At 74.1% G+C, this 24,504-nt stretch carries 21 protein-coding genes; 8 read left to right on the forward strand and 13 right to left on the reverse strand.

Annotation, left to right across the window (positions count from 1 at the left end; genetic code table 11):
* Positions 1 to 5 precede the first annotated feature (5 nt).
* The 4 genes from VM636_RS03885 (at position 6) to pssA (ending at position 3,392) form a co-directional block, all read left to right on the forward strand.
* Positions 6 to 518, forward strand: a complete 513-nt coding sequence (locus VM636_RS03885; RefSeq protein WP_030418752.1) for a MaoC family dehydratase — start codon at positions 6 to 8, stop codon at positions 516 to 518.
* Positions 519 to 1,724 carry an acyl-CoA dehydrogenase family protein gene (locus tag VM636_RS03890; RefSeq protein ID WP_030418751.1) on the forward strand — a complete coding sequence of 402 codons (1,206 nt, stop codon included), beginning with the start codon at positions 519 to 521 and terminating at the stop codon, positions 1,722 to 1,724.
* Between the two features lie 170 nt (positions 1,725 to 1,894).
* Positions 1,895 to 2,551 carry a phosphatidylserine decarboxylase gene (locus VM636_RS03895; protein ID WP_030418750.1) on the forward strand — a complete coding sequence of 219 codons (657 nt, stop codon included), beginning with the start codon at positions 1,895 to 1,897 and terminating at the stop codon, positions 2,549 to 2,551.
* A gap of 22 nt (positions 2,552 to 2,573) precedes the next feature.
* Positions 2,574 to 3,392 (forward strand): CDP-diacylglycerol--serine O-phosphatidyltransferase, encoded by an 819-nt coding sequence (pssA, locus tag VM636_RS03900; RefSeq protein WP_030418749.1) that lies wholly within the window; start codon positions 2,574 to 2,576, stop codon positions 3,390 to 3,392.
* Between the two features lie 159 nt (positions 3,393 to 3,551).
* Here the strand turns inward: pssA and VM636_RS03905 are convergent, their stop codons facing one another.
* Positions 3,552 to 4,703, reverse strand: coding sequence for a glycerate kinase (locus VM636_RS03905; RefSeq protein ID WP_338486290.1), 1,152 nt, complete (start codon positions 4,701 to 4,703; stop codon positions 3,552 to 3,554).
* Between the two features lie 170 nt (positions 4,704 to 4,873).
* Between VM636_RS03905 and VM636_RS03910 the strand changes: the two genes are divergently transcribed.
* Both VM636_RS03910 and VM636_RS03915 read left to right on the forward strand, forming a co-directional pair.
* Positions 4,874 to 5,377 (forward strand): NUDIX hydrolase, encoded by a 504-nt coding sequence (locus VM636_RS03910; protein WP_338483283.1) that lies wholly within the window; start codon positions 4,874 to 4,876, stop codon positions 5,375 to 5,377.
* Between the two features lie 40 nt (positions 5,378 to 5,417).
* The gene (locus tag VM636_RS03915) at positions 5,418 to 6,149 is read left to right on the forward strand and encodes a Sir2 family NAD-dependent protein deacetylase (RefSeq protein ID WP_030418746.1); all 732 of its coding nucleotides are present in this window, start codon (positions 5,418 to 5,420) and stop codon (positions 6,147 to 6,149) included.
* A gap of 71 nt (positions 6,150 to 6,220) precedes the next feature.
* Here VM636_RS03915 and VM636_RS03920 read toward each other — a convergent pair whose 3' ends face one another.
* The 9 genes from VM636_RS03920 to VM636_RS03960 all read right to left on the reverse strand — a co-directional run bounded on the left by VM636_RS03920 (position 6,221) and on the right by VM636_RS03960 (position 19,512).
* Positions 6,221 to 6,709 (reverse strand): methylated-DNA--[protein]-cysteine S-methyltransferase, encoded by a 489-nt coding sequence (locus VM636_RS03920; protein ID WP_030418745.1) that lies wholly within the window; start codon positions 6,707 to 6,709, stop codon positions 6,221 to 6,223.
* Positions 6,710 to 6,722: 13 nt separating this feature from the next.
* Entirely contained in the window at positions 6,723 to 8,222 is a 1,500-nt protein-coding gene (locus VM636_RS03925) for an AlkA N-terminal domain-containing protein (RefSeq protein WP_338483288.1), read from the reverse strand.
* A 167-nt stretch (positions 8,223 to 8,389) separates the two neighbouring features.
* On the reverse strand, positions 8,390 to 12,307 hold the full coding sequence (locus VM636_RS03930; RefSeq protein ID WP_053914236.1) for a glycoside hydrolase family 2 TIM barrel-domain containing protein: 3,918 nt from the start codon (positions 12,305 to 12,307) through the stop codon (positions 8,390 to 8,392).
* Positions 12,308 to 12,558: 251 nt separating this feature from the next.
* Complete coding sequence (locus tag VM636_RS03935; protein ID WP_338483291.1) at positions 12,559 to 14,154, reverse strand: alkaline phosphatase D family protein; 1,596 nt, start codon at positions 14,152 to 14,154, stop codon at positions 12,559 to 12,561.
* Positions 14,155 to 14,369: 215 nt separating this feature from the next.
* Positions 14,370 to 15,050: an ATP-binding cassette domain-containing protein gene (locus VM636_RS03940; protein WP_338483293.1), complete on the reverse strand. Its 681-nt coding sequence runs from the start codon at positions 15,048 to 15,050 to the stop codon at positions 14,370 to 14,372.
* Complete coding sequence (locus tag VM636_RS03945; protein WP_030418740.1) at positions 15,043 to 16,017, reverse strand: ABC transporter ATP-binding protein; 975 nt, start codon at positions 16,015 to 16,017, stop codon at positions 15,043 to 15,045. Before VM636_RS03945 ends, VM636_RS03940 begins: the two co-directional genes overlap by 8 nt.
* Positions 16,014 to 16,925, reverse strand: a complete 912-nt coding sequence (locus tag VM636_RS03950) for an ABC transporter permease (RefSeq protein WP_030418739.1) — start codon at positions 16,923 to 16,925, stop codon at positions 16,014 to 16,016. Before VM636_RS03950 ends, VM636_RS03945 begins: the two co-directional genes overlap by 4 nt.
* Positions 16,926 to 16,930: 5 nt before the next feature.
* Entirely contained in the window at positions 16,931 to 17,899 is a 969-nt protein-coding gene (locus VM636_RS03955; protein WP_030418738.1) for an ABC transporter permease, read from the reverse strand.
* 20 nt (positions 17,900 to 17,919) lie between these two features.
* Entirely contained in the window at positions 17,920 to 19,512 is a 1,593-nt protein-coding gene (locus VM636_RS03960) for an ABC transporter substrate-binding protein (protein ID WP_338483299.1), read from the reverse strand.
* Between the two features lie 361 nt (positions 19,513 to 19,873).
* Here VM636_RS03960 and VM636_RS03965 point away from each other — a divergent pair, with 361 nt between their 5' ends.
* Complete coding sequence (locus VM636_RS03965; protein ID WP_030418736.1) at positions 19,874 to 20,713, forward strand: MHYT domain-containing protein; 840 nt, start codon at positions 19,874 to 19,876, stop codon at positions 20,711 to 20,713.
* A gap of 135 nt (positions 20,714 to 20,848) precedes the next feature.
* Here VM636_RS03965 and VM636_RS03970 read toward each other — a convergent pair whose 3' ends face one another.
* The 3 genes from VM636_RS03970 to VM636_RS03980 all read right to left on the reverse strand — a co-directional run bounded on the left by VM636_RS03970 (position 20,849) and on the right by VM636_RS03980 (position 23,934).
* Positions 20,849 to 21,361, reverse strand: coding sequence for an O-acetyl-ADP-ribose deacetylase (locus tag VM636_RS03970; protein WP_030418735.1), 513 nt, complete (start codon positions 21,359 to 21,361; stop codon positions 20,849 to 20,851).
* Positions 21,358 to 22,767, reverse strand: a complete 1,410-nt coding sequence (locus VM636_RS03975; protein WP_030418734.1) for an NAD(P)/FAD-dependent oxidoreductase — start codon at positions 22,765 to 22,767, stop codon at positions 21,358 to 21,360. Before VM636_RS03975 ends, VM636_RS03970 begins: the two co-directional genes overlap by 4 nt.
* A 306-nt stretch (positions 22,768 to 23,073) precedes the next feature.
* Positions 23,074 to 23,934 (reverse strand): inositol monophosphatase family protein, encoded by an 861-nt coding sequence (locus VM636_RS03980; protein ID WP_030418733.1) that lies wholly within the window; start codon positions 23,932 to 23,934, stop codon positions 23,074 to 23,076.
* A gap of 209 nt (positions 23,935 to 24,143) precedes the next feature.
* On the opposite strand from VM636_RS03980, the gene VM636_RS03985 reads away from it, so the two are divergent.
* Positions 24,144 to 24,455 (forward strand): hypothetical protein, encoded by a 312-nt coding sequence (locus VM636_RS03985; protein ID WP_053914237.1) that lies wholly within the window; start codon positions 24,144 to 24,146, stop codon positions 24,453 to 24,455.
* Positions 24,456 to 24,504: the final 49 nt, after the last annotated feature.

Here is a 24,504-nt window from a genome sequence, read left to right on the forward strand (position 1 = left end):
GCGCCATGCAGTTCGGACGTACGTACGAGGAGTTCGAGGTCGGGGCGGTGTACAAGCACTGGCCGGGCAAGACGGTCACGGAGTACGACGACCACCTGTTCTGCCTGCTGACCATGAACCACCACCCCCTGCACCTGGACGCGCACTACGCCGGGGAGACGACGGACTTCGGGAAGAACGTCGTCGTCGGCAACTACGTGTACTCGCTGCTGCTGGGCATGTCCGTGCCGGACGTCTCGGGCAAGGCGATCGCCAACCTGGAGATCGAGTCGCTGCGGCACGTGGCGCCGACCTTCCACGGGGACACCCTCTACGGCGAGACGACCGTGCTGGACAAGCGGCCCTCGTCGTCGAAGGACGACCGCGGGATCGTCCACGTCGAGACCCGCGGGTACAAGCAGGACGGGACGCTGGTGTGCGTCTTCCGCCGCAAGGTGATGGTGCCGACCCAGACGTACATCAAGGAGCGCGGCGGAGAGCAGCCCGGCCGCCCGGAGCCGAAGACGCGGGAGAAGTAGATGAGCCGTCTCGCCCAGACCCACGGCCTCACGGACGTCCAGCGGGAGATCCTCTCCACCGTCCGGGACTTCGTGGACAAGGAGATCCTGCCGGTCGCCACCGACCTGGAGCACCGTGACGAGTATCCGCAGGCCATCGTCGACGGACTGACCGAGCTGGGCCTGTTCGGGCTGATGATCCCCGAGGAGTACGGGGGGCTGGGCGAGTCGCTGCTGACCTACGCGCTGTGCGTGGAGGAGATCGCCCGGGGCTGGATGTCGGTGTCCGGCATCATCAACACGCACTTCATCGTGGCGTACATGCTCAAGCAGCACGGCACGCGGGAGCAGAAGGACCACTTCCTGCCGAGGATGGCCGCCGGCGAGATCCGGGGGGCGTTCTCGATGTCGGAGCCGGCGCTCGGCTCGGACGTGTCGGCGATCTCCTCCAAGGCGGTCCGCGACGGCGACGACTACGTCCTGACCGGGCAGAAGATGTGGCTGACCAACGGGGGCACCTCCTCCCTGGTCGCGGTCCTGGTCCGCAGTGACGAGGGTCACCCCGAGGGCACCGCGCCGCACAAGTCGATGACGACGTTCCTGGTGGAGAAGGAGCCCGGCTTCGGGGAGGTGCGGCCCGGCCTGACCATCCCCGGCAAGATCGAGAAGATGGGGTACAAGGGCGTCGACACCACCGAGCTGATCATGGACGGACTGCGCATTCCGGCCGATCGGGTGCTCGGCGGCGCCACCGGACGAGGTTTTTACCAAATGATGGACGGCGTGGAGGTGGGACGCGTCAATGTCGCGGCCCGTGGCTGCGGCGTCGCGCAGCGTGCCTTCGAACTCGGCGTCCGCTATGCCCAGCAGCGCCATACTTTCGGCCGCCAGATCGCCCACCACCAGGCCATCCAGTTCAAGCTCGCGGAGATGGCCACCAAGGTCGAGGCGGCGCATGCGATGATGGTGAACGCCGCACGCAAAAAGGATTCCGGCGAACGAAACGACCTGGAAGCGGGGATGGCCAAGTACCTCGCGTCCGAGTACTGCAAGGAGGTCGTGGAAGACGCCTTCCGGATCCACGGTGGATACGGCTTCTCGAAGGAGTACGAGATCGAACGACTCTACCGCGAAGCACCGATGCTCCTGATCGGGGAGGGCACCGCCGAGATCCAGAAAATGATCATCGGCCGCAGACTGCTCGAAGAGTATCGATTCCAGGGTTAGATGTCCGGATACGGGGTGTTTTCTTGGAGAACAAGGTCACACCCCGTAGGCATGGTCCAGCCGTCGACTCGGCTTCCTGGCTTACCCAGTTGCGGCGCGAAGCCGCTACGATCGCCCGAAAGCCGCCGTCCCCCGTCCTAGCGCGGCCTCATCCGCTACGAAGGTCATCCATGCCCCACAGCCAAACCTCTGCACCTCGCGACAGCCTCACCGGCGTACGCCTCGCGCGCGGGGCCTCGCCGTGGCTCCTGCCGACCGTCGCCACCGCAGCCCTCAGCCTGGTCCGCGCCCGCCGCTCGGGTGCCGCCAAGGCCGTCGCCGTCCCCGCCACCGCGCTCGCGGCGGGGATGCTGTGGTTCTTCCGCGACCCCGAGCGCGAGATCGCCCAGGGCCGGGTCATCTCGCCCGCCGACGGTGTGGTGCAGAGCATCATGCCGTGGAAGGACGGCCGGACCCGCGTCGCGATCTTCATGAGCCCGCTCAACGTCCACGTCAACCGGGCCCCGCTGGCCGGTACCGTGACGTCCGTCGAGCACGTCCCGGGAGGTTTCGTTCCCGCTTTCAACAAGGAGAGCGAGAACAACGAGCGGGTCGTGTGGCACTTCGACACCGAACTCGGCGACATCGAGATGATCCAGATCGCCGGCGCGGTCGCCCGCCGCATCGTCCCCTACGTGCCCCAGGGCACCAAGGTCGAGCAGGGCGACCGGATCGGACTGATCCGCTTCGGCTCCCGCGTGGACCTCTACCTGCCCGAGGGCGTGGAGGTCGACGTCGAGGTGGGTCAGAAGACGGTGGCTGGGGTGACTCGAATTGACCGTGATTGATCCCCAGACCCAGACGGGCTGGGTGCCCGACGCGGACGAGGCGGACGACGAGGAGGAGATGCCCCTCTCCCTCCGCCTCTCGATAGCGGACACCCTCACGCTCGGCAACGCCACGTGCGGCTTCATGGCGGTGTACTTCACCACCACCGGCATCCTGATCCCGCACCTCACGGGCAGCCAGGAGACCGGCATGGCCCGGCACAGCGCGGCCACGGCCGTGATCCTCATGCTGTGCGCGGCGGTCTTCGACCTCTTCGACGGCCTGGTGGCGCGCAAGCTGCGCTCCTCCCCCATGGGCGCCGAACTGGACAACCTCTCCGACCTGATCAGCTTCGGGCTGGCACCGGCGTACTTCGTCCTCGTCTACGGCATGGTCGCCGACGACGCGCACCAGCGGGTGGCGGCGGTGGGCGCGATCGTGGTGCTGCTGGCGGTGGTGCTGAGACTGGCGCGGTTCTCCTGCGTCACCGTGAAGGACGGCACGTTCCAGGGGATGCCGTCACCCTTCGGCGCGCTGACGGTCGTCTCCATCGTGCTGCTGGAGCTGCCGTTCGTGGCGACGCTGCTCGCCATCATCGGCACCGCCTGGCTGATGGTGAGCCGGGTCGAGTACCCGAAGCCCCGGGGCCGCCTCGCCATCGCGATGCTGTCCTGGATCGTGCTGTCCATGGGCCTGCTGGCCGGCTGGGCCTTCGACGCGCCGAGCGGGCAGCTCCTCCTCCAGACCGGGTGCGCGCTGCAACTGGTCATGGGCGCGGTGATCCCGCTGTTCGCCACGGCCCGCCGGGTGAACAACTTCCGCGACAACCGCCGTGAGGCGCGTGCCGCGCAGCTTCCGTAGCCCGCCGTACGAAGGGCCCGGACCGTCGGACGGTCCGGGCCCTTCGCGTTCTCGCGGTGCCGGGGAGGCCGCCCGCTCAGCGCGCGGCGGCGCTCAGCGCGGGGTGGCGCTCAGCCGGGGCCGACGCTCGGCCGGGCGGACGCTCGGCGGGGCCGGCGCTCAGCGCGGGCCGCCCGCTCCGTCCAGGTCGCGGGCGATCCGCTCGGCGACGCGCTCCAGGAGCGGCCCCGCCTCGGCGATGCACCGGGCCACGTCCGGCTCCACGTCGGTGAGCGCGTACGCCCGCGCGATGCCCGCGCCCGCCAGCACCTCCGGCGTCAGCGCCAGCCGCCCGCACACCGCGACGACCTCCTTCCCCGCGGCCCGCGCCGCCGCCGCGACCCCGGCGGGGGCCTTCCCGTGCAGGGTCTGCGCGTCCAGCGAGCCCTCCCCCGTGATCACCAGGTCCGCCCGGTCCAGCGCCGGGGCGAAGCCCAGCACGTCGAGCATCACCTCGATGCCGGGCCGGAACCGCGCCCCGAGCAGCATCGCCCCGTAGCCGAGGCCGCCCGCCGCCCCGGCCCCCGGCGAGGCCGCGTACTCGGCGGCCCGTGGGCCGACCGCCGTCCCCAGGACCTCGGCGAAGCGCGCGAGGGCCGCGTCGAGCCGCGCCACGTCCTCGGGCGAGGCGCCCTTCTGCGGCCCGTAGACCGCGGGGGCGCCCTTGGGCCCGGTCAGCGGATTGTCGACGTCGCTGGCGAGCACCAGCTCGACGGAGGACAGCCGGGCGTCCAGCCCGGACAGGTCGGCCGAGGCGAGCGCGGCGAGACCCCCGCCGCCCGGCGCCACCGGCTCCCCCGCCGCGTCCAGGAACCGCGCGCCCAGCGCGGAGAGCATCCCCGCGCCACCGTCCGTCGTCGCGCTGCCCCCGACGCCGAAGACGATGGTCCGCGCGCCCGCGTCCAGCGCGGCCCGCAGCAGTTCGCCGGAGCCGTGCGTGGAGGCCGTCAGCGGGGCGAGGACGCCCTCCGGCAGCCGCTGGAGCCCGCTGGCCTCGGCCATCTCGACCACCGCCGTCGACCCGCGCAGCGCGAACGCGGCCGTCACCTCGTCCCCGAGCGGACCGGCGACCCGCACCGTGCGGCGCGCGAAACCGGCCGCGACCGCCGCGGCGACGGTGCCGTCGCCGCCGTCGGCGACCGGCAGCGCCTCCACCACGAGGTCGGGCCGTACCCGGCGCAGGCCGGCCGTGACCCGCCGGGCGACCTCGACGGCCGTCAGCGACCCCTTGAACTTGTCCGCGGCGACGAGGACCCCGCGGGTCCCGTCCACAGCAGCGTCAGCCACCTTGTTCTCCCCTTGCTCGTCCGAGCCTTGCGCATGTCAAGGCAGTCGCGCCGCAGCGACCTTAACCGCGGCCCCGCCGCCCCGTCATGCCCCCGCCCACACCGTGGAAGCCGCACCGGCCCGCCCCGGCCCCGGCGCCCGGTTACGCTGCGTGGATGAGCACCGCCGACTACGCGGCCTACATCGCGGGCCTCCCCCGGGTCCTCGTCGCCTCCGCCGCCCTCTTCCGCCACGCCGACGGCCGGGTCCTGCTCGTCAAGCCGAACTACCGCGACGGCTGGACGCTGCCCGGCGGCACCGTCGAGTCCGACGACGGGGAGACCCCGCGCCAGGCCGCCCGGCGCGAGACGGCCGAGGAGATCGGCCTCGACGTGCCGCTCGGCCGGCTGCTCACGGTGGACTGGGTGCCGGGCGAGGGCCGGCCCCCGATCGTGGCGTACGTGTACGACGGCGGCGTGCTGGACGAGGCGCGGTTCGGCGCGATCCAGCTCCAGGAGGAGGAACTGCTGTCCTGGCGGCTGGTGCGCCGCGCGGAGATCCCCGGCCACCTGCGGGGCGCGCTGTGCGGCCGGGTGCTGACCGCCCTGGACGTCCTCGCCGACGGCGCCGGCACCGCCGAGCTGGAGAACGGCCGGCGCGTCGGGCACCAGGGAGGCTAATCCACTCGCCCCGCCGGTCCCGGCGGCCTACCCTCGCCCCATGAACAGGCCCCTCGTCGCCCTCCTCACCGGGGCCGGTGTCTCGACCGACTCCGGCATCCCCGACTACCGCGGGCCCAGCGGGCTGTGGCGGGAGGATCCCGAGGCCGAGAAGCTCGTGACCTACGACTTCTATATGAACGACCCGGAGATCCGGCGCCGGTCATGGCAGATGCGACGCCGCGGCCTCGCCCTGCGGGCCGGGCCGAACGCGGCCCACCGGGCGGTGGCCGAGCTGGAGCGGTCCGGGGTACCGGTCCGGGTGATCACGCAGAACGTGGACGGGCTGCACCAGCTCGCCGGGATGCCCGAACGGAAGGTGCTGGAGCTGCACGGCAGCGTGCGCGGTGTCGTGTGCACCCGGTGCGGGGCGCGCGGGCCGATGGCGGACGCCCTCGCCCGGGTCGAGGCCGGAGAGGCCGACCCGCCCTGCGAGGAGTGCGGCGGCATCCTGAAGTCGGCGACCGTGATGTTCGGCGAGTCCCTCGACCCCGAGGTGCTGGGGCAGGCCCTCGCCATCAGCAAGGCGTGCGACGTGTTCGTCGCGGCGGGCACCAGCCTCCAGGTCCAGCCCGCCGCGGGCCTCGCCGGCGTCGCCGCCGGCCACGGGGCCCGCCTGATCATCGTCAACGCCGAACCGACCCCGTACGACGACCTCGCCGACGAGGTCGTTCGCGAACCCCTCGGCACCGCCCTCCCCACCCTCCTGCGCCGCCTGGCCACCGAGACATGACCGCGAACGCCCCGGGCGGGCCCGGAACGGCTCCCGGGGCGGGCCGTGGGCGGGGAGGGCGTCGTGGGTGGTCAGAAGAGGGGTCGCGGCCCGGCCTGTTCGAGGGCGAGGAGCCGGCGTTTGCGGGGCAGGCCGCCGCCGTAGCCGGTGAGGGCGCCTCTCGCGCCGACGACCCGGTGGCAGGGGACGACGATGCCGACCGGGTTGCGTCCGTTGGCGAGGCCGACGGCGCGGGAGGCGGCGGGGGTGCCGAGGTCGGCGGCGAGCTGTCCGTAGGTGCGGGTCTCGCCGTACGGGATGGTGCGCAGGCGCTGCCAGACGGAGCGCTGGAACGGGGTGCCGTCAAGGCGCAGTGCGAGGGTGAACTCGCGCAGCTCGCCCGCGAAGTAGGCGGCCAGTTGCCGTTTCGCCTCGGCGAAGGGCGCTTCGTCGGGAACGCCGAAGGTCTCCTCGGGCGGGCGGTGGCGCTGGTCGCTCATGTACAGGCCGCACAGGACGCCGTCCTCGGCGACGAGGGTGAGCGGGCCGCAGGGACTGTCGGTGACGGTGTGCCGCTTCATTGCGGGGCCTTCCTCAGGCGGGGAGCTGGTTGATCGGGTGGCTGTCGGTCGCCCACAGGTACTGCACCGCGTACGCCCGCCAGGGCCGCCAGGCCGCCGCGTGCGCGGTGAGCGCGGCCGGGGTGGCGGGCAGGCCCAGGCGGCGGGCGGCGCGGCGGACGCCGAGGTCGGTGGGGAGGAAGGCGTCCGGGTCGCCGAGGGCGCGCATGGCGATGACCCCGGCCGTCCAGGGGCCGAAGCCGGGCAGGGCGAGCAGCCGCTCCCGGGTCCGCGCCCAGTCGCTGCCGGCGCCGAGGGTCAGGGTGCCGTCGGCGAGGCGGGCGGCGAGGGTGGTGAGCGTGGTCCGGCGGGCGCGGGGCAGGGCCAGCCGCTCCGGGTCGAGGGCCGCGAGCGCCTCGGCGGCGGGGAAGAGGTGGGTGAGTCCGCCCTCGGGGTCGTCGACCGGCTCGCCGTGGGCGGTGACCAGGCGGGCGGCGTGGGTGCGGGCGGCGGCGGTGGAGATCTGCTGGCCGAGGACGGCGCGCACGGCGAACTCGGCCTCGTCCACGGTGCGCGGCACGCGCCGCCCCGGTGCGGCGTCGACCAGTGGGGCGAGCAGCGGGTCGGCGCGCAGCCGGTCGTCGACGGCGGCCGGGTCGGCGTCCAGGTCGAGCAGGCGGCGGCAGCGGCTGATGGCGACGGTGAGGTCGCGCGGGTCGGTGAGCGTGAGGCGGCAGGCGATGTGGCCGGCGCCCGGGGTGAGGGCCACCGTGCCGTGGCCGTACGGGAGGCGCAGGGTGCGGCGGTAGGAGCCGTCGCGCCACTCCTCGACGCCGGGTACGGCGGTGGCGGCGAGGTGGCCGAAGAGGTTGTCGGGGTGGAGCGGCGCGCGGAAGGGGAGCCGCAGGGCGAGGGTGCCGGCGGTGGCGGGCGTGCCGGGGGCCGTGGGGCGGCCGGCGCGCGGGGCGCGGGCGCGCAGCTCGCCGGGGCTCAGGGCGAAGACCTCGCGGACCGTGTCGTTGAAGGTGCGTACGGAGGAGAAGCCGGCCGCGAAGGCGACGTCCGCCATGGGCATCGGGGTCGTCTCGATCAGCAGGCGGGCGGTCTGGGCGCGCTGGGCGCGGGCGAGGGCGAGGGGCCCGGCGCCGACCTCGGCGAGGAGTTGGCGTTCGATCTGGCGGGTGCTGTAGCCGAGCCGGGCGGCGAGTCCGGGGACGCCCTCGCGGTCGACGGTGCCGTCGGCGATCAGCCGCATGGCGCGGGCGGTCAGGTCGGCGCGGTGGTTCCACTCGGGCGAGCCGGGGCTGGAGTCGGGGCGGCAGCGGCGGCAGGCGCGGAAACCGGCCCGTCGGCAGGCGGCGGCGCTCGGGTGGAAGGTCATGTTGCCCGGTTTGGGCGGGACGGCCGGGCAGCTCGGGCGGCAGTACACGCGGGTGGTCAGGACGGCGGTGAAGAACCAGCCGTCGAACCGCGCGTCCTTCGACTGGACGGCGCGCACGCAGCGCTCGGTGTCGGTGTGCATCCCGGTCGGCATGGGTCCAGGATGCGGTACGGGCGGGGCCGGGTCTGGCGGGAATCCGACACGGACGTCCCCTTCCCGCGGGCCCGGCCCCGGAGCGGCGGGTCCCCGCCCCGGCGCCGCGGGCCGGGCCCGGAGGGCCGGGCTACGCGTCCCGACCCGGTGCCCGCCCGCTCCCCCGGCTACGTCGTCGCGGTGGGGCGGCGGGAGGCGGCCGGGGCCTGCGCGATGTCCGTGATCGGGCGGAGCCGGTAGGTGTAGGCGTAGTCGCGGTCGGCGAGGAGCTTGTACGCGTCGTGGGTGGGGGCGCCCCAGCTGTTGTCGCCGCCGACGCCCATCTGGCGGTGGTTGAGCCGCAGGACGACCTGGTCGCGGGGGGTGAGCTGGTAGTCGTGGCGGACGCCGGTGGACAGGTCCTCGGGGGTGAAGAAGGAGGCGTTGACCTCCAGGAGGGGTTCGCCGGTGGCGAGGAGTCCGACGCCGTCGCGGCCGGTGAGGGCGGCCCAGCGCACGTCGGTCTTGTTGCCGTTCTCCTGCGGGCGGATGTACGGGGTCCACTGCTCGGCGACGGTGCCGGAGTAGCGGCCGACGTCGGTGCCGGTGTGGCGGTCCCAGTGGTTCTCCTCGGGGCCGCGCCCGTAGTAGTGCAGCCGGTCCAGGCCGCGCGGCAGGAACAGCAGCGAGCCGACCTCGGGGAGGTAGGGCAGGTCGGGGGCACCGGGGTGGAGGGTGTGGTCGACCTTGATCTCGCCGTTGCCGAAGACGGTGTAGGTCGTGGTGTACGCGGAGGCGACCCGGGTGGGCAGGGTGCCCGCGACGGCGATCTCGACGGCCCGGTCGCCCAGTTCGCGCACGGTGACGCCGGTGACGGTGCGGCGGGCGCCGGCGTCGCGCCAGGTCTGGTTGCGGGTGTGCTGGCCGGTGCCCTTGTCGTTGTCGGTGGGCGCCCGCCAGAAGTTGGGCACCGGCCCCGAGGTGAGCAGGCGGGTGCCGTGGGCCTCGTAGGAGGTGAGGGTGCCGGAGCGCCGGTCGAGGGTGAGGCCGAAGTCCTCGCCGCGGACCGTGACCTTGCCGTCGCGGTCCTCCAGGCGCAGGGCGGGGACCGTGGCGAGGCGTACCGGCGTGACGGCGGGGGCGTCGGAGGGCAGCGGGAGCTGGTGCCGGGCGATCTCGTGACCGGCCTTCGCCCAGGGGGTGGACTCCTTGAGGGCGAAGGAGAGTTCGAGGAAGTACTCGGTGCCGGCGGCGGGCCGGGCGGGGAGCCGGACGGGCAGGGTGATGTCCTTGCGGGCGAGCGGCGCCACGTCGAGCTGGTCGCGGGTGAGCTTCCCCTCCCCCACCGCCTCGCCGTCCGCGACCAGGCGCCAACTGCCGGCGAACTCCCGCAGGTTGGTGAAGAGGTATTCGTTGACGAGGGTGACGGCGCCGGGTCCGCCGCCGGGGGTGCGGCTCGCGCCGACCGCCTGGAGGACGCGGGTGATCTCGGCGGCCTTGCCGGTGAGGCGCCGGTCGGCGGTGAGGATGCCGTCGGCGCAGAAGGCGCCGTCGTTGGGGTTGTCGCGCCAGTCGCCGCCGTAGGCGAGGAAGGTCTTCGCGCCGGGCTGTTCCCGGGAGGTCCGGACGGTCTCGGCGTCGAACCAGAAGCGCACGCCGTCGTCGCCGGGTCCGCGGCGCTTTGAGGCCAGGTCGGCGGCGCCGAGGGCGCGGGCGTAGACGCGGGCGCGGCGGATGGTGCCGCTGAACTCGCGGGTCTGGTTGTCGGCGTCGGTGGCGAGGGAGAGGGGGGCGGTGTTGGCGGCGGGCCGCAGCGTGGTGGCGCGGGTGGCGCGCACGGTGCCGTCGACGTACAGGGTGAGGGTGCCGGCGTCGGCGTCGAAGACGCCGGCGAGGTGGTGTTCTCTGCCGGTCCAGTCGTCCGGCAGGTCCCAGGTCGCGGTGATCCACTGGCTGCCGGAGTAGAGGAAGAACTCCAGGGTGCGGTGGTTCTGTTTGAGGGCGTACTGGGTGTCGCCCTTGGCGATGATCGGCTGGTGGTAGCCGGGCACGCCGGGAGTGACCCAGGCTTCCAGGGTGAGCGAGCCGGTGAGGTCGAGCCGCTCGTCGCGGGCGAAGACGGTGCCCCCGGACAGGCCCCGTTCGCGGTCGAAGGAGCCGCCGGGGGCGAGGATCTCGCCGCGCAGGGCGGCCGGTCCGGTCTCGGTGAGCAGGGTGCGGGCGGGGACCGGCCAGTGCAGCGACTGGTCGGCGAAGTCCCAGACCCAGCCGCCCTGGAGCACGTCGTGGCGGCGGACGACGTCCCAGTACTCGCGGAAGTTGCCGTTGGAGTTCCCCATCGCGTGGGAGTACTCGATCATGACGTACGGGCGGGTGTCGGCGGTGTCCGCGGCGCGCTGTTCGACGCGCTGGGGCGTCTCGTACATGGCCGAGCGGATGTCGCTGACGCCGGGGCGGTCGTCGCCCTCGTACTGGATGACGCGGGTGGTGTCGTAGGAGCGGATCCAGTCGTGCATGGCGACGAAGGTGCTGCCGCCGCCGGCCTCGTTGCCGAGGGACCAGATGACGACGCAGGCGTGGTTCTTGTCGCGGTGCACCATGTTGCGGGCGCGGGCGACGCACGCCGCCGACCAGTCGGGGTGGTCGCCGGGGAAGCGGTCGCGGATGCCGTGGGTCTCCAGGTTGGTCTCGTCGACGACGTAGAGCCCGTACTCGTCGGCGAGTTCGAGCCAGAGCGGGTTGCCGGGGTAGTGGGAGGTGCGGACGCTGTTCATGTTCATCCGCTTGATGAGCCGGATGTCCTCCGTCATGTCGGCGCGGGTGAGCGCGGTGCCGCGGGCGGGGTGCATCTCGTGCCGGTTGGTGCCGCGCAGGGAGACGGGACGGCCGTTGATGCGCATGAGCCCGTCCTTGAGGGCGAACTCGCGGAAGCCGACCCGGTGCGAGAGGGTCTGGATCACGGTGCCCGCCGGATCGCGCAGGGTGAGGACGGCGGTGTACAGGTAGGGGTGTTCGGCCGACCACAGGCGGGGCGCGGTGACGGCCTTCGCGGCCCGTACGGTGACGTCCTGGCCGGCGGGGGCGGCGGCGAGGTCGACGCGCTGGCGCAGCGGCCGGGGCCAGACGGGGTGGCCGGCGGCGTCGTGGAGCTGGGTCTCCACCGTGTGGGCACCGGCGGCGGGGGTGCCGTGGGCGCGGACGCTCGCGGTGACCTTCAGCTCGGCGTCGCGGTAGGCGGCGTCGAGGGGGGTCTCCAGCCGGAAGTCGCGCAGCCGCACGGTGGGCGTGGAGTACAGGTAGACCGAGCGGAAGATGCCGCTCAGCCGGATCATGTCCTGGTCCTCCAGCCAGTCGCCGTCGGCGTAGCGGTAGACCTCCACGGCGATGTGGTTGGTGCCGGGGCGCAGGTGGTCGGTGACGTCGTACTCGGAGGGGGTGTAGGAGTCCTCGTCGTAGCCGAGGAGCGTGCCGTTGATCCACACGTAGTGGGCGGACTTGACGCCCTCGAAGTGCAGGAAGGTGCGGCGGCCGGACCAGTCGCGGGGCACGGTGAAGGTGCGCCGGTACTGGCCGACCGGGTTGTAGCGGGTGGGGGCGGCGGGCGGCCGCGGTTCCTCGCCGTGGCCGTTGGCGCCCCAGTAGGGGTAGGTGATGTTGAGGTAGACGGGCAGGTCGTGGCCGTGGAGCTGCCAGACGGAGGGGACGGGGAGGGTGTCCCAGCCGGAGTCGTCGAGGTCGGTGCGGTGGAAGTCGGGGTCGCGGTCCTCGGGGCGGTCGGCGTGCGCGAACTTCCAGGTGCCGTCGAGGCTCAGCCGGTACGGGGAGCGGGTGCGGTCGCCGGCGAGGGCCTGCGGGAGGTCGGCGTAGGGCATGAGCGTGGTGTGCGGGGGCTCGGTGCCGACGCTGTGGACGCCGAAGTCGTTCCACTCCGGGTCCCGGGCGGCGTCCGCGCGGCGTCCGGCGGAGCGGGCCTGGACGGTGGAGGCCGACAGCGCGAGGGCACCGAACACGGCGGCTCCCCCTTCCAGGAGGCGGCGCCGGCTGACGAGCGGCCGGGAGCGGGGGACCGGGGCGGGGGCGTGGGGTGACACGGGAGTGTGCGGCATGACCGTGGCCTTCCGTGGGGCGCCGAGGCGGCTCGGCGTGCGGTGCGGGGACGGCTGGGGAGAGCGGTCCGTGGGGCGAACTGCCGGTGGGGGGAGCGCTGCTGAGCCAGGGTCACCCTAGGACCCGAACACAACCGAATCAATTACCCCGTCGGTCTCTGTCGGTTCCTGGTGGTGTGGTTCGGCCACGCGCGGCGCCCACGCCCCCGGGTGCGGGGCGTGGGCGCGGGGCGGGGCCGGTGGCGGGCGGGTCAGGGCGTCTGCACGCCCGGCACCCCGGCCTCGATGACGAAGGAACGGTCGGTGCGGACGGGGGCACCGGGCCGGGTGACCCGGTCGACGACCCGGTAGTCGGCGGTGTAGGTGTCGCGGGAGACAGTGCAGCGGACGTAGCCGCGGCGGTCGCTGTAGTACTTGGTGTGCGGGTTCTCGTCCCAGTAGACGCGGCCCGGGTCGTGGGAGCCGGTGCCGTCGCCGCCGGAGGTGATCGAGGTGCAGACGAACTCGCTGCCGAGCACGGGGGTCTCGGGGCGTTCGAAGTCGCGGCGCAGGTCGTTGGTCCAGTTGGCGTGGACGTCGCCGGTGAGGACGACGAAGTTGTCGATGCCGCGTTCCGCGACGTGGCCGAGGACCCGGTCGCGGGAGATCCGGTAGCCGTCCCAGCCGTCGTTGTAGCCGCCGTCGTCCGGGCCGGCGACGGCGTCCCAGTTGGCGAAGTAGATCTGCTGGGGCAGCACGTTCCAGGTGGAGCGGGACCGGGTGAGGCTCTCCTCCAGCCAGGCGTGCTGCTCCTCGCCGAGGATGGTGGCCTCCGGGTCCCACTGGTCGGGTCCGGAGACCTGCCACGTGTCTCCGTAGGGCTGGTCGGTGCGGTACTGGCGGGTGTCGAGCACGCTGAAGGTGGCCGTGTCCCCGTACACGAACCGCCGGTACAGGGGCAGTCCGGTGTCGACCGGCTTGCGGAAGCGGCGCAGCGGCATGTGCTCCCAGTACGCCTGGTAGGCGGCCCGGCGGCGGGCGGCGAAGTGCTCGGTGGTGTCGTTGCCCTGGGCGGGGTCGCGGTTCTCGGGGGTCAGGCCGGCGTAGTTGTTGTCGGTCTCGTGGTCGTCCCAGGTGACGATGAAGGGGGCGACGGAGTGCAGCAGCGTCAGGTCGGGATCGGTCTTGTACTGGGCGTGGCGCCGGCGGTAGTCGTCCAGGGTGTGTATCTCGCCGCCGACATGGGTGCGCACGTCGCCGTTGGCGCCTGCCGCGTACTCGTAGAGGTAGTCGCCGAGGTGGAAGACGACGTCGGGGCGTTCCTCCGCCATGTGCCGGTACGCGGTGAAGTGGCCGGCCTCCCAGTTGGCGCAGGAGGCGAACGCGAAGTCGACGGCGGGGGCGGTGCCGGGGGCCGGGGCGGTGCGGGTGCGTCCGGCGGGCGAGAGGGTGTCGCCGACGCGGAAGCGGTAGTGGTACTCGCGGTGCGGTTCGAGGCCGCGGACGTCGGCGTGGACGGTGTGGGCCTCCTCGGGGACGGCGTGTTCCACACCCCGGCGCACGACGGTGCGGAAGCGTTCGTCGAGGGCGACCTCCCAGCGCACGGCGACGGGGCGGGCGGGCACGCCGCCGCCGGGTTCCAGCGGGTCGGGGGCGAGGCGGGTCCAGAGGACGACGGCGTCGGGGAGCGGGTCGCCGGAGGCGACGCCGAGGGTGAAGGGGTCACGGGGGGCGCGGGCCGGGGGCGCGGCGACGGCGGCGGGCGCGGGTCCGCTGCCGAGCAGCAGGGCACCGGCGCCGGCCCCGGCGATGCCGAGGAACCCCCTTCTGCGAAGGGGGCCGGCCATGCTGGTGCGCGGCGGGGTCATCGAACCTCCAGGCGGCGAGGGGCTGGCTGGCCGCGTCCAGCCAAGCGGCGGCGGATGAACCCCGGCCGCTGCCCCCGTGACCCGAGCTTGACCGATACATGTCGCTTCGGTCCGGCGGGCGGAGACCGCCGCCCCCGTACGGCGTCCGCGCGGCGCGGCCCGGCCGCTCGCCCGCGCGGTCGCCCCGTCCTGCGCTCGGCCGGCCCGGTCCGGCGCTACTGCGCGGTCGTCTCCTCGGCGGGCGCCGTGAGGGAGGCCCACTCGACGGTCCGCTCGCACCAGCGGTCGAGGAGGACGCGGTCGTGGCCGACGGCGAGCAGTCCCGCCCCCGTCTCGGCGCGGTACTCCTCGACGACGCCGACCAGCGCGGCGGTGGTGGAGGCGTCCAGCATGGCGGTCATCTCGTCGCACACCAGCCAGCGCGGGCGCAGCACCAGCGCGCGGGCGAGGCAGGCCCGCTGCAACTGCCCGTCGCTGACCTCGTGCGGGCGGCGGGCCGGCAGGTCGCCGGTGAGGCCCACCCGGGCGGCGAGTTCGGCGACCCGTTCGCTCAGGTGCTCGCGGTCGCCGGTGGCGCGCAGGGGTTCGGCGACGAGGTCGGCGAGGGTCAGCCGGGGGTCGGCGGAGAGGCGGGGCTGCTGGAAGACGACACCGAAGGCGGTGCGCTGGGCGCGGGGCGCGCGGTGGCGCCAGTGGCGTATCCGTTCCCCGTCGAGGTGCAGGGTGCCGGCGTCGGGGCGGTGCAGCAGGGCGGCGACGCGGGCCAGGGTGGACTTGCCGCAGCCGCTGGGGCCGAGCAGGCCGACCGATTCGCCGGGGGCGACGGTCAGGGAGACGTCGCGGAACACCGGGGGGTGGCCCGGGTATCCGGCGGTGACGGCACGCAGGTCAAGCACGGTCGGCGGCCTCCGGGACGGCGGTGTGCGGGTGGTGGCAGAGGACCGGGCCGGCCGGCGGCAGCGCGGCGCAGGCGTCGTCGGCCCGCGCGCAGCGGGCGGCGAAGGCGCAGCCGGCGGGCAGGTCGCCGAGTTCCGGCGGCAGTCCGGGGATGGGCGTGAAAGCGCGGTCGGGCAGCGCCTGGAGCAGACCGCGGCTGTAGGGGTGGCGGGGGCCGCGGGCGCCGAAGAAGGCGGCGGCGTCGGCGAGTTCGACGATCCGGCCGGCGTACATCACGGCGACCCGGTCGGCGATGCGCTCGGCGGCGGCCAGGTCGTGGGTGATCATCAGCAGGGCGCGGCCCTCGTCCGCGTCGACGTGGCGCCGCAGTTCGTCGACGGTGCGGTCGACCAGGTCGCGGTCGAGGCCGGTGGTGGGTTCGTCGGCGAGCAGCAGCGGCGCGTCGCCGGCCAGGGCGAGGGCGGTGGCGGCGCGCTGGGCGAGCCCTCCGGAGAGCTGGTGGGGGTGGCGGTCGAGGTGGTCGGCGGGGAAGGCGGCCCGTTCGGCGGCGGCCCGGGTGGCCTCGCGCAGGGCGGTCCGGCCGCGGACCGGGGTGAGCGCGGCGAGGGTCTCGGCGAGCTGGGAGCGGATGGTGCGGACGGGGGTGAGGTGGGCGGCGGGGCTCTGCGGGACCAGTCCGACCAGCCGGCCGCGTACGGTGCGGGCCAGGGTGCGCTCGTCGGCGCCGAGCAGGTCGAGCGGGCCGAGCAGCGCCTGTCCCGCCGTCTGGGCGTTGCCCGGGAGCAGGCCGAGCAGGGCGGAGGCGAGGACGGACTTGCCGCAGCCGCTCTCCCCCACCAGGGCCAGGCACTCGCCGGGGGCCACGTCGAAGTGGGCGTCGGTGACGGCGGCGACGTGCCGCCCGCCCGGCATGAGGAAGCGCACCGACAGACCGCGTACGGACAGCACGGGGGCTCGCCCGGTCACAGCATCAGCTCCGATCGGCGGCGGGGGTTGATCCGCTCCCGCCAGACGCCGGCGAGGCCGGCGATGGCGAGGGTGGGGACGATGATGAACAGGCCCGGGAAGAGCGTGGGCCACCACTGTCCGGCGAGCAGCGAACCGCGGGCGCTCTGGATGAGGTTGCCGAGGCTCGCCATGTGGGTGGGCAGTCCGAGCCCGAGGAAGGACAGTGCCGACTCGTGCCACATGGCGTGCGGCACCATGAGGACGGCGGCGAGCGCGGCCTGCGGCAGGACGCCGGGCAGCAGGTGGCGTACGGCCACCCGCCGGCGGGAGGCGCCGCCGGAGATGGCGGCGTCGACGTAGGGCCGGGCGCGCAGCGAGAGCACCTCGGCGCGGACGATCCGCGCGGTCGACAGCCAGTGGGTGAGCGCGACGGAGGCCACCACGGGCCAGACGCCGGGCCGGAACATGGCGACGATGAAGACGCCGAGGAGCAGGTGCGGTACGGAGGAGAAGGCGTCGACGACGCGCATGACGGCGCGGTCGACCCAGCCGCCGAGGGCGCCCGCGGTGGCCCCGACGGCGGTGCCGACGACGGTGGCGGTCAGGGCCGCGGCGACACCGACCAGCAGGGAGACGCGCAGTCCGTAGACGCAGCGCAGCAGCAGGTCGCGGCCGACGTCGTCGGTGCCGAAGGGGTGGTCCGCGCCGGGCGGCCGGAGCTTGGCGGCCAGATCGACGGCCTGCTGGTCGAGCTGGACCAGCGGGGGGACGACGAGGACGGCGAGCACGGTCAGGCCGGTCAGCGCGGCGGAGGCGTACAGGCGCAGCGTGCGGGTGGAGCGGCGGGCGCCGGTCCGGGAGCGCCAGGGGCCGGTGGCCGGTCCGGGCTCGGGCGGGGCGGTCTTCTCGACCGTGGTCTCAGCCATGGGCGTCACATGTCACGGAGGTTCACCCTCGGGTCGAAGAGTCCGTAGAGCAGGTCGGCGAGGAGGTTGCCGGCGAGCACGGCGGCGGTGGCGAGCGTGGTGAGCGCGGCCAGCAGCGGGAAGTCGACGGCGGTGGCGGCCTCCACGGTGGCGGCGGCGATGCCGGGCCAGCTGAAGACGGACTCCACCAGCAGGGCGCCGGTGATGAGTTCGGGTACCCGGGAGCCGATCAGGGTGAGCACCGGGAGCAGTCCGGAGCGCAGCGCGTGGCCGAACAGGACGGTGCCCTCCCCGATGCCGCGGGCGCGGGCGCCGCGTACCGGGTCCTCGGCGAGGGCGTCGGTCACGCCCTGGCGGACGTAGAGCGTGAACCAGGGCAGTTGGGAGACGGCGAGCACCCCGGCGGGGAGCACCAGGTGGCTCGCCACCTGCCCGGCGCTGACCAGTTCGCTGCCGGTGTCGGTGAGGCCGCCGGCCGGCAGGACGCCCCAGTGCAGGGCGAAGAGCCAGACGGCGAGGAGCGCCGTCCAGAAGACCGGCGCGGCCTCCAGGGAGTAGGCGAGCGAGGTGACGGCGCGGTCGGTGAGCGAGCCGGGGCGGCGGGCGGCCAGGACGCCGAGCACGACCCCGGCCACGACGGCGGCGGCGAAGGCGACGGCGCACAGCAGGGCGCTCCACACGAGGCGTTCGCCGATCACCTGGGTGACGGGCTGGCGCATGACGGTGGAGTGACCGAAGTCGCCGCCGAGCGCCGAGGTCAGCCAGTGCCACCAGCGGGCGACGACGGACTGGTCGACGCCGAGGTTGGCGCGCAGCCGGTCCAGGGTCTCCTGGTCGGCGCCGAGCGCCGCGCTGCCGGCGTACGCCTTCACCGGGTCGAACGGGGAGAGGGCGGCGATGGCGAAGACGCCGAAGGTGACGACGAGGACGACGGGGACGGCGAACAGTGCCCGCCGTCCCGTCATGCGGGCCATCGCCCCCCAGGGGATCGGGGTCACTTCTTCGGCTGCCAGTCCTCGATGTTCCACCACGGGCCGCTGGCGAAGCCGTGCTCGTGCGGTTCGAGCTGGGTGGTCAGGCCGTCCCAGCGGTCGTCGAGGACGTAGAGGTGGTCGATGTGGGTGAGGAAGGTGTAGCCGGGGTCCTCGACCAGGGCCTTCTGGAGCGCGGTGTAGGCGGTGCGGCGTTCGCCGTCGTCGTGGGCGCGGCGCCCGGTGTCCAGGGCGCGGTCGACGGCCGGGTTGCGGTAGCCCGGCATGTTGTTGAAGCCGTCGCCGGCCAGCGAGGAGTGCAGCAGGGTGTAGAGGCCGAAGTCGGGGTCGCCGACGCTGCCGAAACCGGCCAGGACGGCGTCCTTGCCCATGCGCGGTTCGATGACCTCCCAGGTGGCGCCCTCGACCTTGACTTCGATGCCGGCCTTCTTGGCGTCGGAGGCGTAGGCGAGCGCGTGGTCCTGGCGGACCTTGTCGCCGGAGGGGTAGAAGAGCGTGAAGGAGGCACGGGTGCCGTCCTTGACGCGGACGCCGTCGGCGCCGGACTTCCAGCCGGCCCGGTCGAGGCGGTCGGTGGCGCCCTCGAGGTCGTGGGGGCGCTCGATGCCCTCGGCGTACCAGGGGTCGTCGGCGGGCAGCGGCCCGTAGGCGGGGGTGCCCGCGCCGTCGAGGATCTTGTCGACCATGGCCTGGCGGTCCACGGCGGCGTCCAGCGCCCGGCGGATGTCGAGGTCGCCGGTGACCTTGCCCGCGGTGGGCAGGGTGACGGCGCGGAAGTCGTACGACCTGGCCTCGTGGAGCCGCTTGCCGCGGTCCTTGTCGAAGGTGGCGGCGAGGTTGGGGGGCAGCACGGCGCCGTCGAGGTCGCCGGAGCGCAGCCGGGTGGCGCGGACGTTGTCGTCGGCGATGATGGCCATGGTGAGGGACTTCACCTTGGGGGTGCCGCCCCAGTAGTGGGGGTTGGCCTTGAAGGTGAGCTTCTCGCCCTTGCTCCAGCCGGCCAGGACGTAGGGGCCGGTGCCGATCGGGCGGGTGTTGAAGGAGCCGGTGTTCGGGTCCTGCCCGCCCGCCTTGTGCTCGGGGACGATGGGGAGCACGGTCCGCGAGGCGAACGGCGCGTAGGGGTACTTCAGGGAGAAGACGACCTTGTCGTCGCCGTCGGCGCGCACCTCGCGGATGGCGTCGAGTTCGCTGCGGGCGGTGTTGTTGGTCTTCGGGTCGAGGACGGTGCGGTAGGTGAAGACCACGTCCTCGGCGGTCAGCGGCTCGCCGTCGCTGAAGGTGACGCCCTCGCGCAGGGTGTACGTGTAGGTGCGCCCGTCGTCGGCGACCTCGGGCAGGGCGGTGGCCAGGGCCGGCTTGAGGCTCATGTCGGCGTCGCGGGCGAGCAGCCCGTCGAAGATCTTGGAGTTGCCGTCCTTGCCGTAGCCCAGCAGCGGGCTGAGGGTGTCCGGTTCGGTGCCGACCCCGATGACGACGGACTCGGCCGCCTTGGTGCCGTCCGGCTCGCCGCCGCTGCCGGGCGCCGAGCAGGCCGCTGCCCCGGCGGCCAACGCCACGGCCGCGGCGGCGCTTCGTATCCGACGGGTCGTCATGTCTCCCCCACGCGATTGTTGCTGGTGAACGGCTATTGCACATCAGTCGCATTTGAAGGTCAAGCGGACGCCTGAACCATCCGGTTCGTGACAGAAGCCACAGAGACCCGACCTTCACCGGAACTACACGCGTGTGATTGATTCAGCCATATGGCGCGATTTCGCCGACTGGCCGATCGGCCGATCAACCGGACCGACCCCGTTTGACCAGATCGACCCCTTCACCCCCTGCCCGCTTCACCCCTTTCATTTCCTTCATCCCTCTTCACCCCCTTGCGGGTTCTTTCCTTCTTCTTTCGCTTCGTGACACGACGTTCCGCGCCGTGGTGCGCACGCCGCGCGTCGAGAAAGGCATGTGGACGTGAACGCCACAGTGACCGACTTCCACTACGGGGCCGTGACCCCCGTCGCCGCCTACCTGATGGCCTGCCTGGGATCGGCGCTCGGCCTGCGCTGCACGGTGCGCTCGATGCGCCGCGGCCCCCAGGGCCGGCGGGCCGGCTGGCTCACCCTGGGGGCCGTCTCCATCGGCTGCGGCATCTGGTCCATGCACTTCATCGCCATGATGGGCTTCAGCGTGGAGGGCGCCGTCCTCCAGTACGACACCCGGCTCACCGTGCTGAGCCTGCTGGTCGCGGTGGCCGTCGTCGCGGTCGGGGTGTTCCTCGTCGGCTACCGCGGCTCGGGCCCGGTGACGCTGGGCACGGCGGGCGTCTTCACCGGGCTCGGCGTCGCGGCGATGCACTACATCGGGATGGCCGCGATGCACACGGGCGGCGAGATCCGCTACGACACGGCGCTCGTGGCGCTCTCGGTGGTGATCGCGGTGGTGGCGGCCACGGCCGCGCTGTGGGCGGCGGTGTCGGTGCGCGGGTTCTGGGCGACCCTCGTGGCGAGCCTCGTCATGGGCGTCGCGGTGAGCGGCATGCACTACACCGGCATGGCCGCGGTCAGCGTCCACCTGACCCACACGGCACCGGCGCACCACTCCTCGGCCGGTCTGCTCTCCTTCCTGCTGGCCATGATCGCCGGGCCGCTGGCGGTGCTGGTGGTGGCGGCGGTGGTCGTCATGTTCGACCCGGAGATGGTGCTCGGGGAGAGCGAGGCGGAGCGGGGCCCGCGCCACGGGCGCGCCGCGCACGGCGCGGGCACCGGGCGGGACACCGAACCGCCGTTCACCCACCGGCGACCGGGCGGATGAGGGACCGCGCCGCGCCCGTACGGAAGGCGCCCCGCGCTGGGCGCGAGGGGCCATCCCCGCGCCGGATGAGAGGTGACGTCCCCGCTCCGGGCGGGTGACGTCCCCGCGCCGCTCGGCGGCCGGGCCCCGGGCGGCTCAGCCGAGCCGGGCGGCGAACACCTCGTACGCGTCCTCGTCGAAGAGGACGAACCGCGCCTCCTCCACCGAGGCCGGCGACGCGCGCACCGTCTGCACGGCGATCCGGGCGGCGCCGTCCATCGGCCATCCGTAGACACCGGCGGAGACCGCCGGGAACGCGACGCTGCGGGCGCCGAGTTCGTCCGCCACGCGCAGCGACTCCCGGTAGCAGGAGGCCAGCAGTGCCGAGCGGTCGTCCCGGCGGGAGAAGCGCGGGCCGACCGTGTGGATGACCCAGCGGGCGTCCAGGTCGCCCGCGGTGGTGGCGACGGCCGCCCCGGTGGGCAGGCCCTCGGGATACCGAAAGGCGCGCAGCCGGCGGCACTCCGCCAGGATCGCGGGCCCGCCGCGCCGGTGGATGGCGCCGTCGACGCCGCCCCCGCCGAGCAGCGAGGAGTTGGCGGCGTTGACGAGCGCGTCGGCGCTCTCGCGCGTGATGTCGCCCCGGACGAGCGTGATGCGGGGGCTCACGACCGCCTCAGCCTCCGCCAGACCGCCTTGGCCGCGTTGTGTCCCGGCATGCCGTGCACGCCGGGGCCCGGCGGGGTGGCCGAGGAGCAGATGAAGACGGCCGGGTGCGGGGTGGCGTACGGGGTCGGGGAGAGCTTGGGGCGCAGCAGGGTCTGGAGCCCGGAGACGGCGCCGGTGGCGATGTCCCCGCCGACGTAGTTGGCGTTGTGGGCGGCGAGTTCGCGTGGGCCGGCGGTGGCGCGGGCGAGGACGCGGTCCCGGAACCCGGGGGCGAAGCGCTCCAGTTGGCGTTCGATGGCGTCCGTGAGATCGCCCGTCCAGCCGTGCGGGACGTGTCCGTACGCCCAGAAGACGTGCTTGCCCGCCGGGGCGCGGGTGGGGTCGGCGACGCTGGGCTGCACCGTGATGAGGAAGGGCGGGGTGGGGGCGCGGCCCTCGCGGGAGACGGCGTGCAGTGCCGCGCCGATCTCCGCGCTGTCCGCGCCGATCTGCACGGTGCCCGCCCTGCGGGGGGCCTCGGCGGTCCACGGGACGGGGCCGTCCAGCGCGTAGTCGATCTTGAAGACGCCGGGTCCGTACCGGTAGCCCGCGTAGTGGTTGCCGAGGCCGGCGATGCGGGCCAGGGCGGTGGGCGAGGTGTCGAAGACGTAGGCGCGGGCGGGCGGCAGGTCGTCGAGGCGTTTGACCTCGTAGTCGGTGTGGACGGCACCGCCGAGGTCGGTGAGGAGGGCGGCGAGGGCGTCGGAGATGGCCTGGGAGCCGCCACGCGCCACGGGCCAGCCGCGGGCGTGCGCGGCCAGGGCGAAGACCAGGCCGACGCCGCTGGTGGCCAGGCCGCCGAGGGGGGCCATGACGTGGGCGACGAGACCGGCGAGGAGCGTCCTGGCCTTCTCGTCGTGGAAGCGCCGGGCGAGCCAGGTGGACGGGGGCAGCGCGGCCAGTCCGAAACGGGCGAGGGTGACCGGGTCGCGGGGCAGCGCCGTGCCGGGCAGGGACATGAAGTCGCGCAGGAGCGTGTCCCACCGGGGCAGGAAGGGGCCGACCAGACGGCGGTAGGTGCCCGCGTCGCGCGGTCCGAGGGAGGCGGCCGTCTCGCCCACCGAGCGGGAGAGCACGGCGGCCGAGCCGTCGGGGAAGGGGTGTGCCATCGGGAGGGGGGCGTGCAGCCAGTGCAGTCCGTACCGCTCCAGGGGGAGGTCGCGGAAGGCGGGAGAGTTGACGGCGAGGGGGTGCGCGGCGGAGCAGGGGTCGTGCCGGAAGCCGGGCAGGGTCAGCTCAGCGGTGCGGGCGCCGCCGCCCACGGTGCCCTGGGCCTCGAAGACGGCGACGGAGAAGCCGCGCCGGGCCAGTTCCACGGCAGCGGTCAGCCCGTTCGGCCCCGCTCCCACCACGACCGCATCGAGCATCGACGCCACCTTGCGACCCCTTCGTCAGCCGACGGGCACTGGTTGTCCAGGATAGGCGCCGGCGCTGACATGTTCCGGTCGCGGGGGCCGGTACTGGCCCGAGTCCGGGGAAGGGGTCTCTCCTCGGCCGGGGCGGGTCCGGGGCGGGGAGCGGGTCCGCCGGCGAAGGGCGCCATCCGGGGCGGGGCAGGGGCGGCGGGTCAGGGCGGGCGCGGGCCCGGCGCGGGGCCCCGGCGGGCCCGGGGCGAGCGGCCGGCCCGGCCGGGCGGACGCGCCGCTCGCGTGCGCCGCCCGGCCGGGGACCGGTCAGCCCGGCTGGGACCCCGGGTCCCCCGCCAGGAGTGCCGCCACCTGGCGGGCGGTCGCCGCGTCGCGGGCCGTGGTGAACGGCAGGTCGTTGCCGCCGGTGATGCGGAAGGGCTCGCCGTCACGGGTCAGGTGGATGCCGCCCGCCTCCTCGACCAGGAGGATGCCCGCCGCGTGGTCCCAGGCCGCCTCCCACGAGAAGGCCGTGGCGTCGACGCGGCCGAGGGCGACGTCCAGGTACTCCAGGCCGGCCGAACCGCACGGGCGGGGGGCCACGCCCGGGACGCGCAGGCCGAGCAGGGCGCGCTTCTGGTCGTCGGTCGTGTAGTCCGGGTGGGAGGTGGCGACGCGCAGGTCACGGCCCGGCTCCGGCGGTCCGGCGTGCAGGCGTACGCCGTCCAGGAAGGCCCCCTGGCCGCGCCGGGCGGTGGCGAAACGGTCCTGCGCGGGGGCGTAGGTCCAGGAGGCGAGCACGCTGCCGTGCCGGGCGAGCGCGACCAGCGTGCAGAAGCCGGTCTCCCCGCGCACGAACTGGCGGGTGCCGTCGACGGGGTCGACGATCCACACCGGGGCGTCGCCCTGTATCGCCTCGTAGGTGGCCGGGTTGTCGTGCACCGCTTCCTCGCCGACGACCTCGGAGCCGGGCATCAGCAGCCGCAGGGCCTCGGTGAGGTACAGCTCGGCCTGCCGGTCCGCGTCGGTCACCAGATCGTGCGGGCCGGACTTCTGGTCCACCTCGTCGTCGGCGAGCCGCCGCCAGCGGGGCATGATCTCCTGCGCGGCCGCCTTGCGGACGGCCTCCTCCACGTCGCCGGCGTGCCGGGTGAGAAACTCGTCGATGGTTTCGTAGTCCTCGATCATGCCTCCATGAGAGCACGAGGGACTGACAAACCCCACCCGGACCGTGTACGGCGGGTGGAATCGAGGTGAACACCCTGCCCGCGGGCGGTCCCGGCGGGTGCGAGAGGGTGTTTCCGGCCGTCCCCGGGGCGGGGCGGCGGGGGCCCGTGGTTCGCGGACCGGTTCCGCGGGCAGGGCGCCCGGGACCTACGACGGGGAGGAGCGAAGGAATGATCACCGTACGGTCGGTGGGGAGGTCCGCGGCGGGGGCGGCGGCGCTGACGGTGAGCACCGTGGTGGTCACCCTGGGCGTCCTGGCGTTCACCGCGGACACCGCGGGGGACGTCGACCGCAGCGCGTTCTTCGGCTCGATGGTGTTCCGTTCGGCACGGGATAGCGACGGGGGGTTCAGCATGACCGCCGGCACCGGGAACCCGGTGCCGCTCGTCGTGCTCTTCCTCCTGCTCACGGTCGTCCTGACGGGGGTTCAGGCGGTACGACGGCGCGGGGGCGGCCGGGACGGCCGCACCGGCCGCCGGTGAGCCGCCCCGCCCGGCCGGTGCGGCCGGGCGGGGCGGCGTTTCAGGAGGC

Source organism: Streptomyces sp. SCSIO 75703 (assembly GCF_036607905.1).
In the GTDB taxonomy this organism is placed as follows: domain Bacteria; phylum Actinomycetota; class Actinomycetes; order Streptomycetales; family Streptomycetaceae; genus Streptomyces.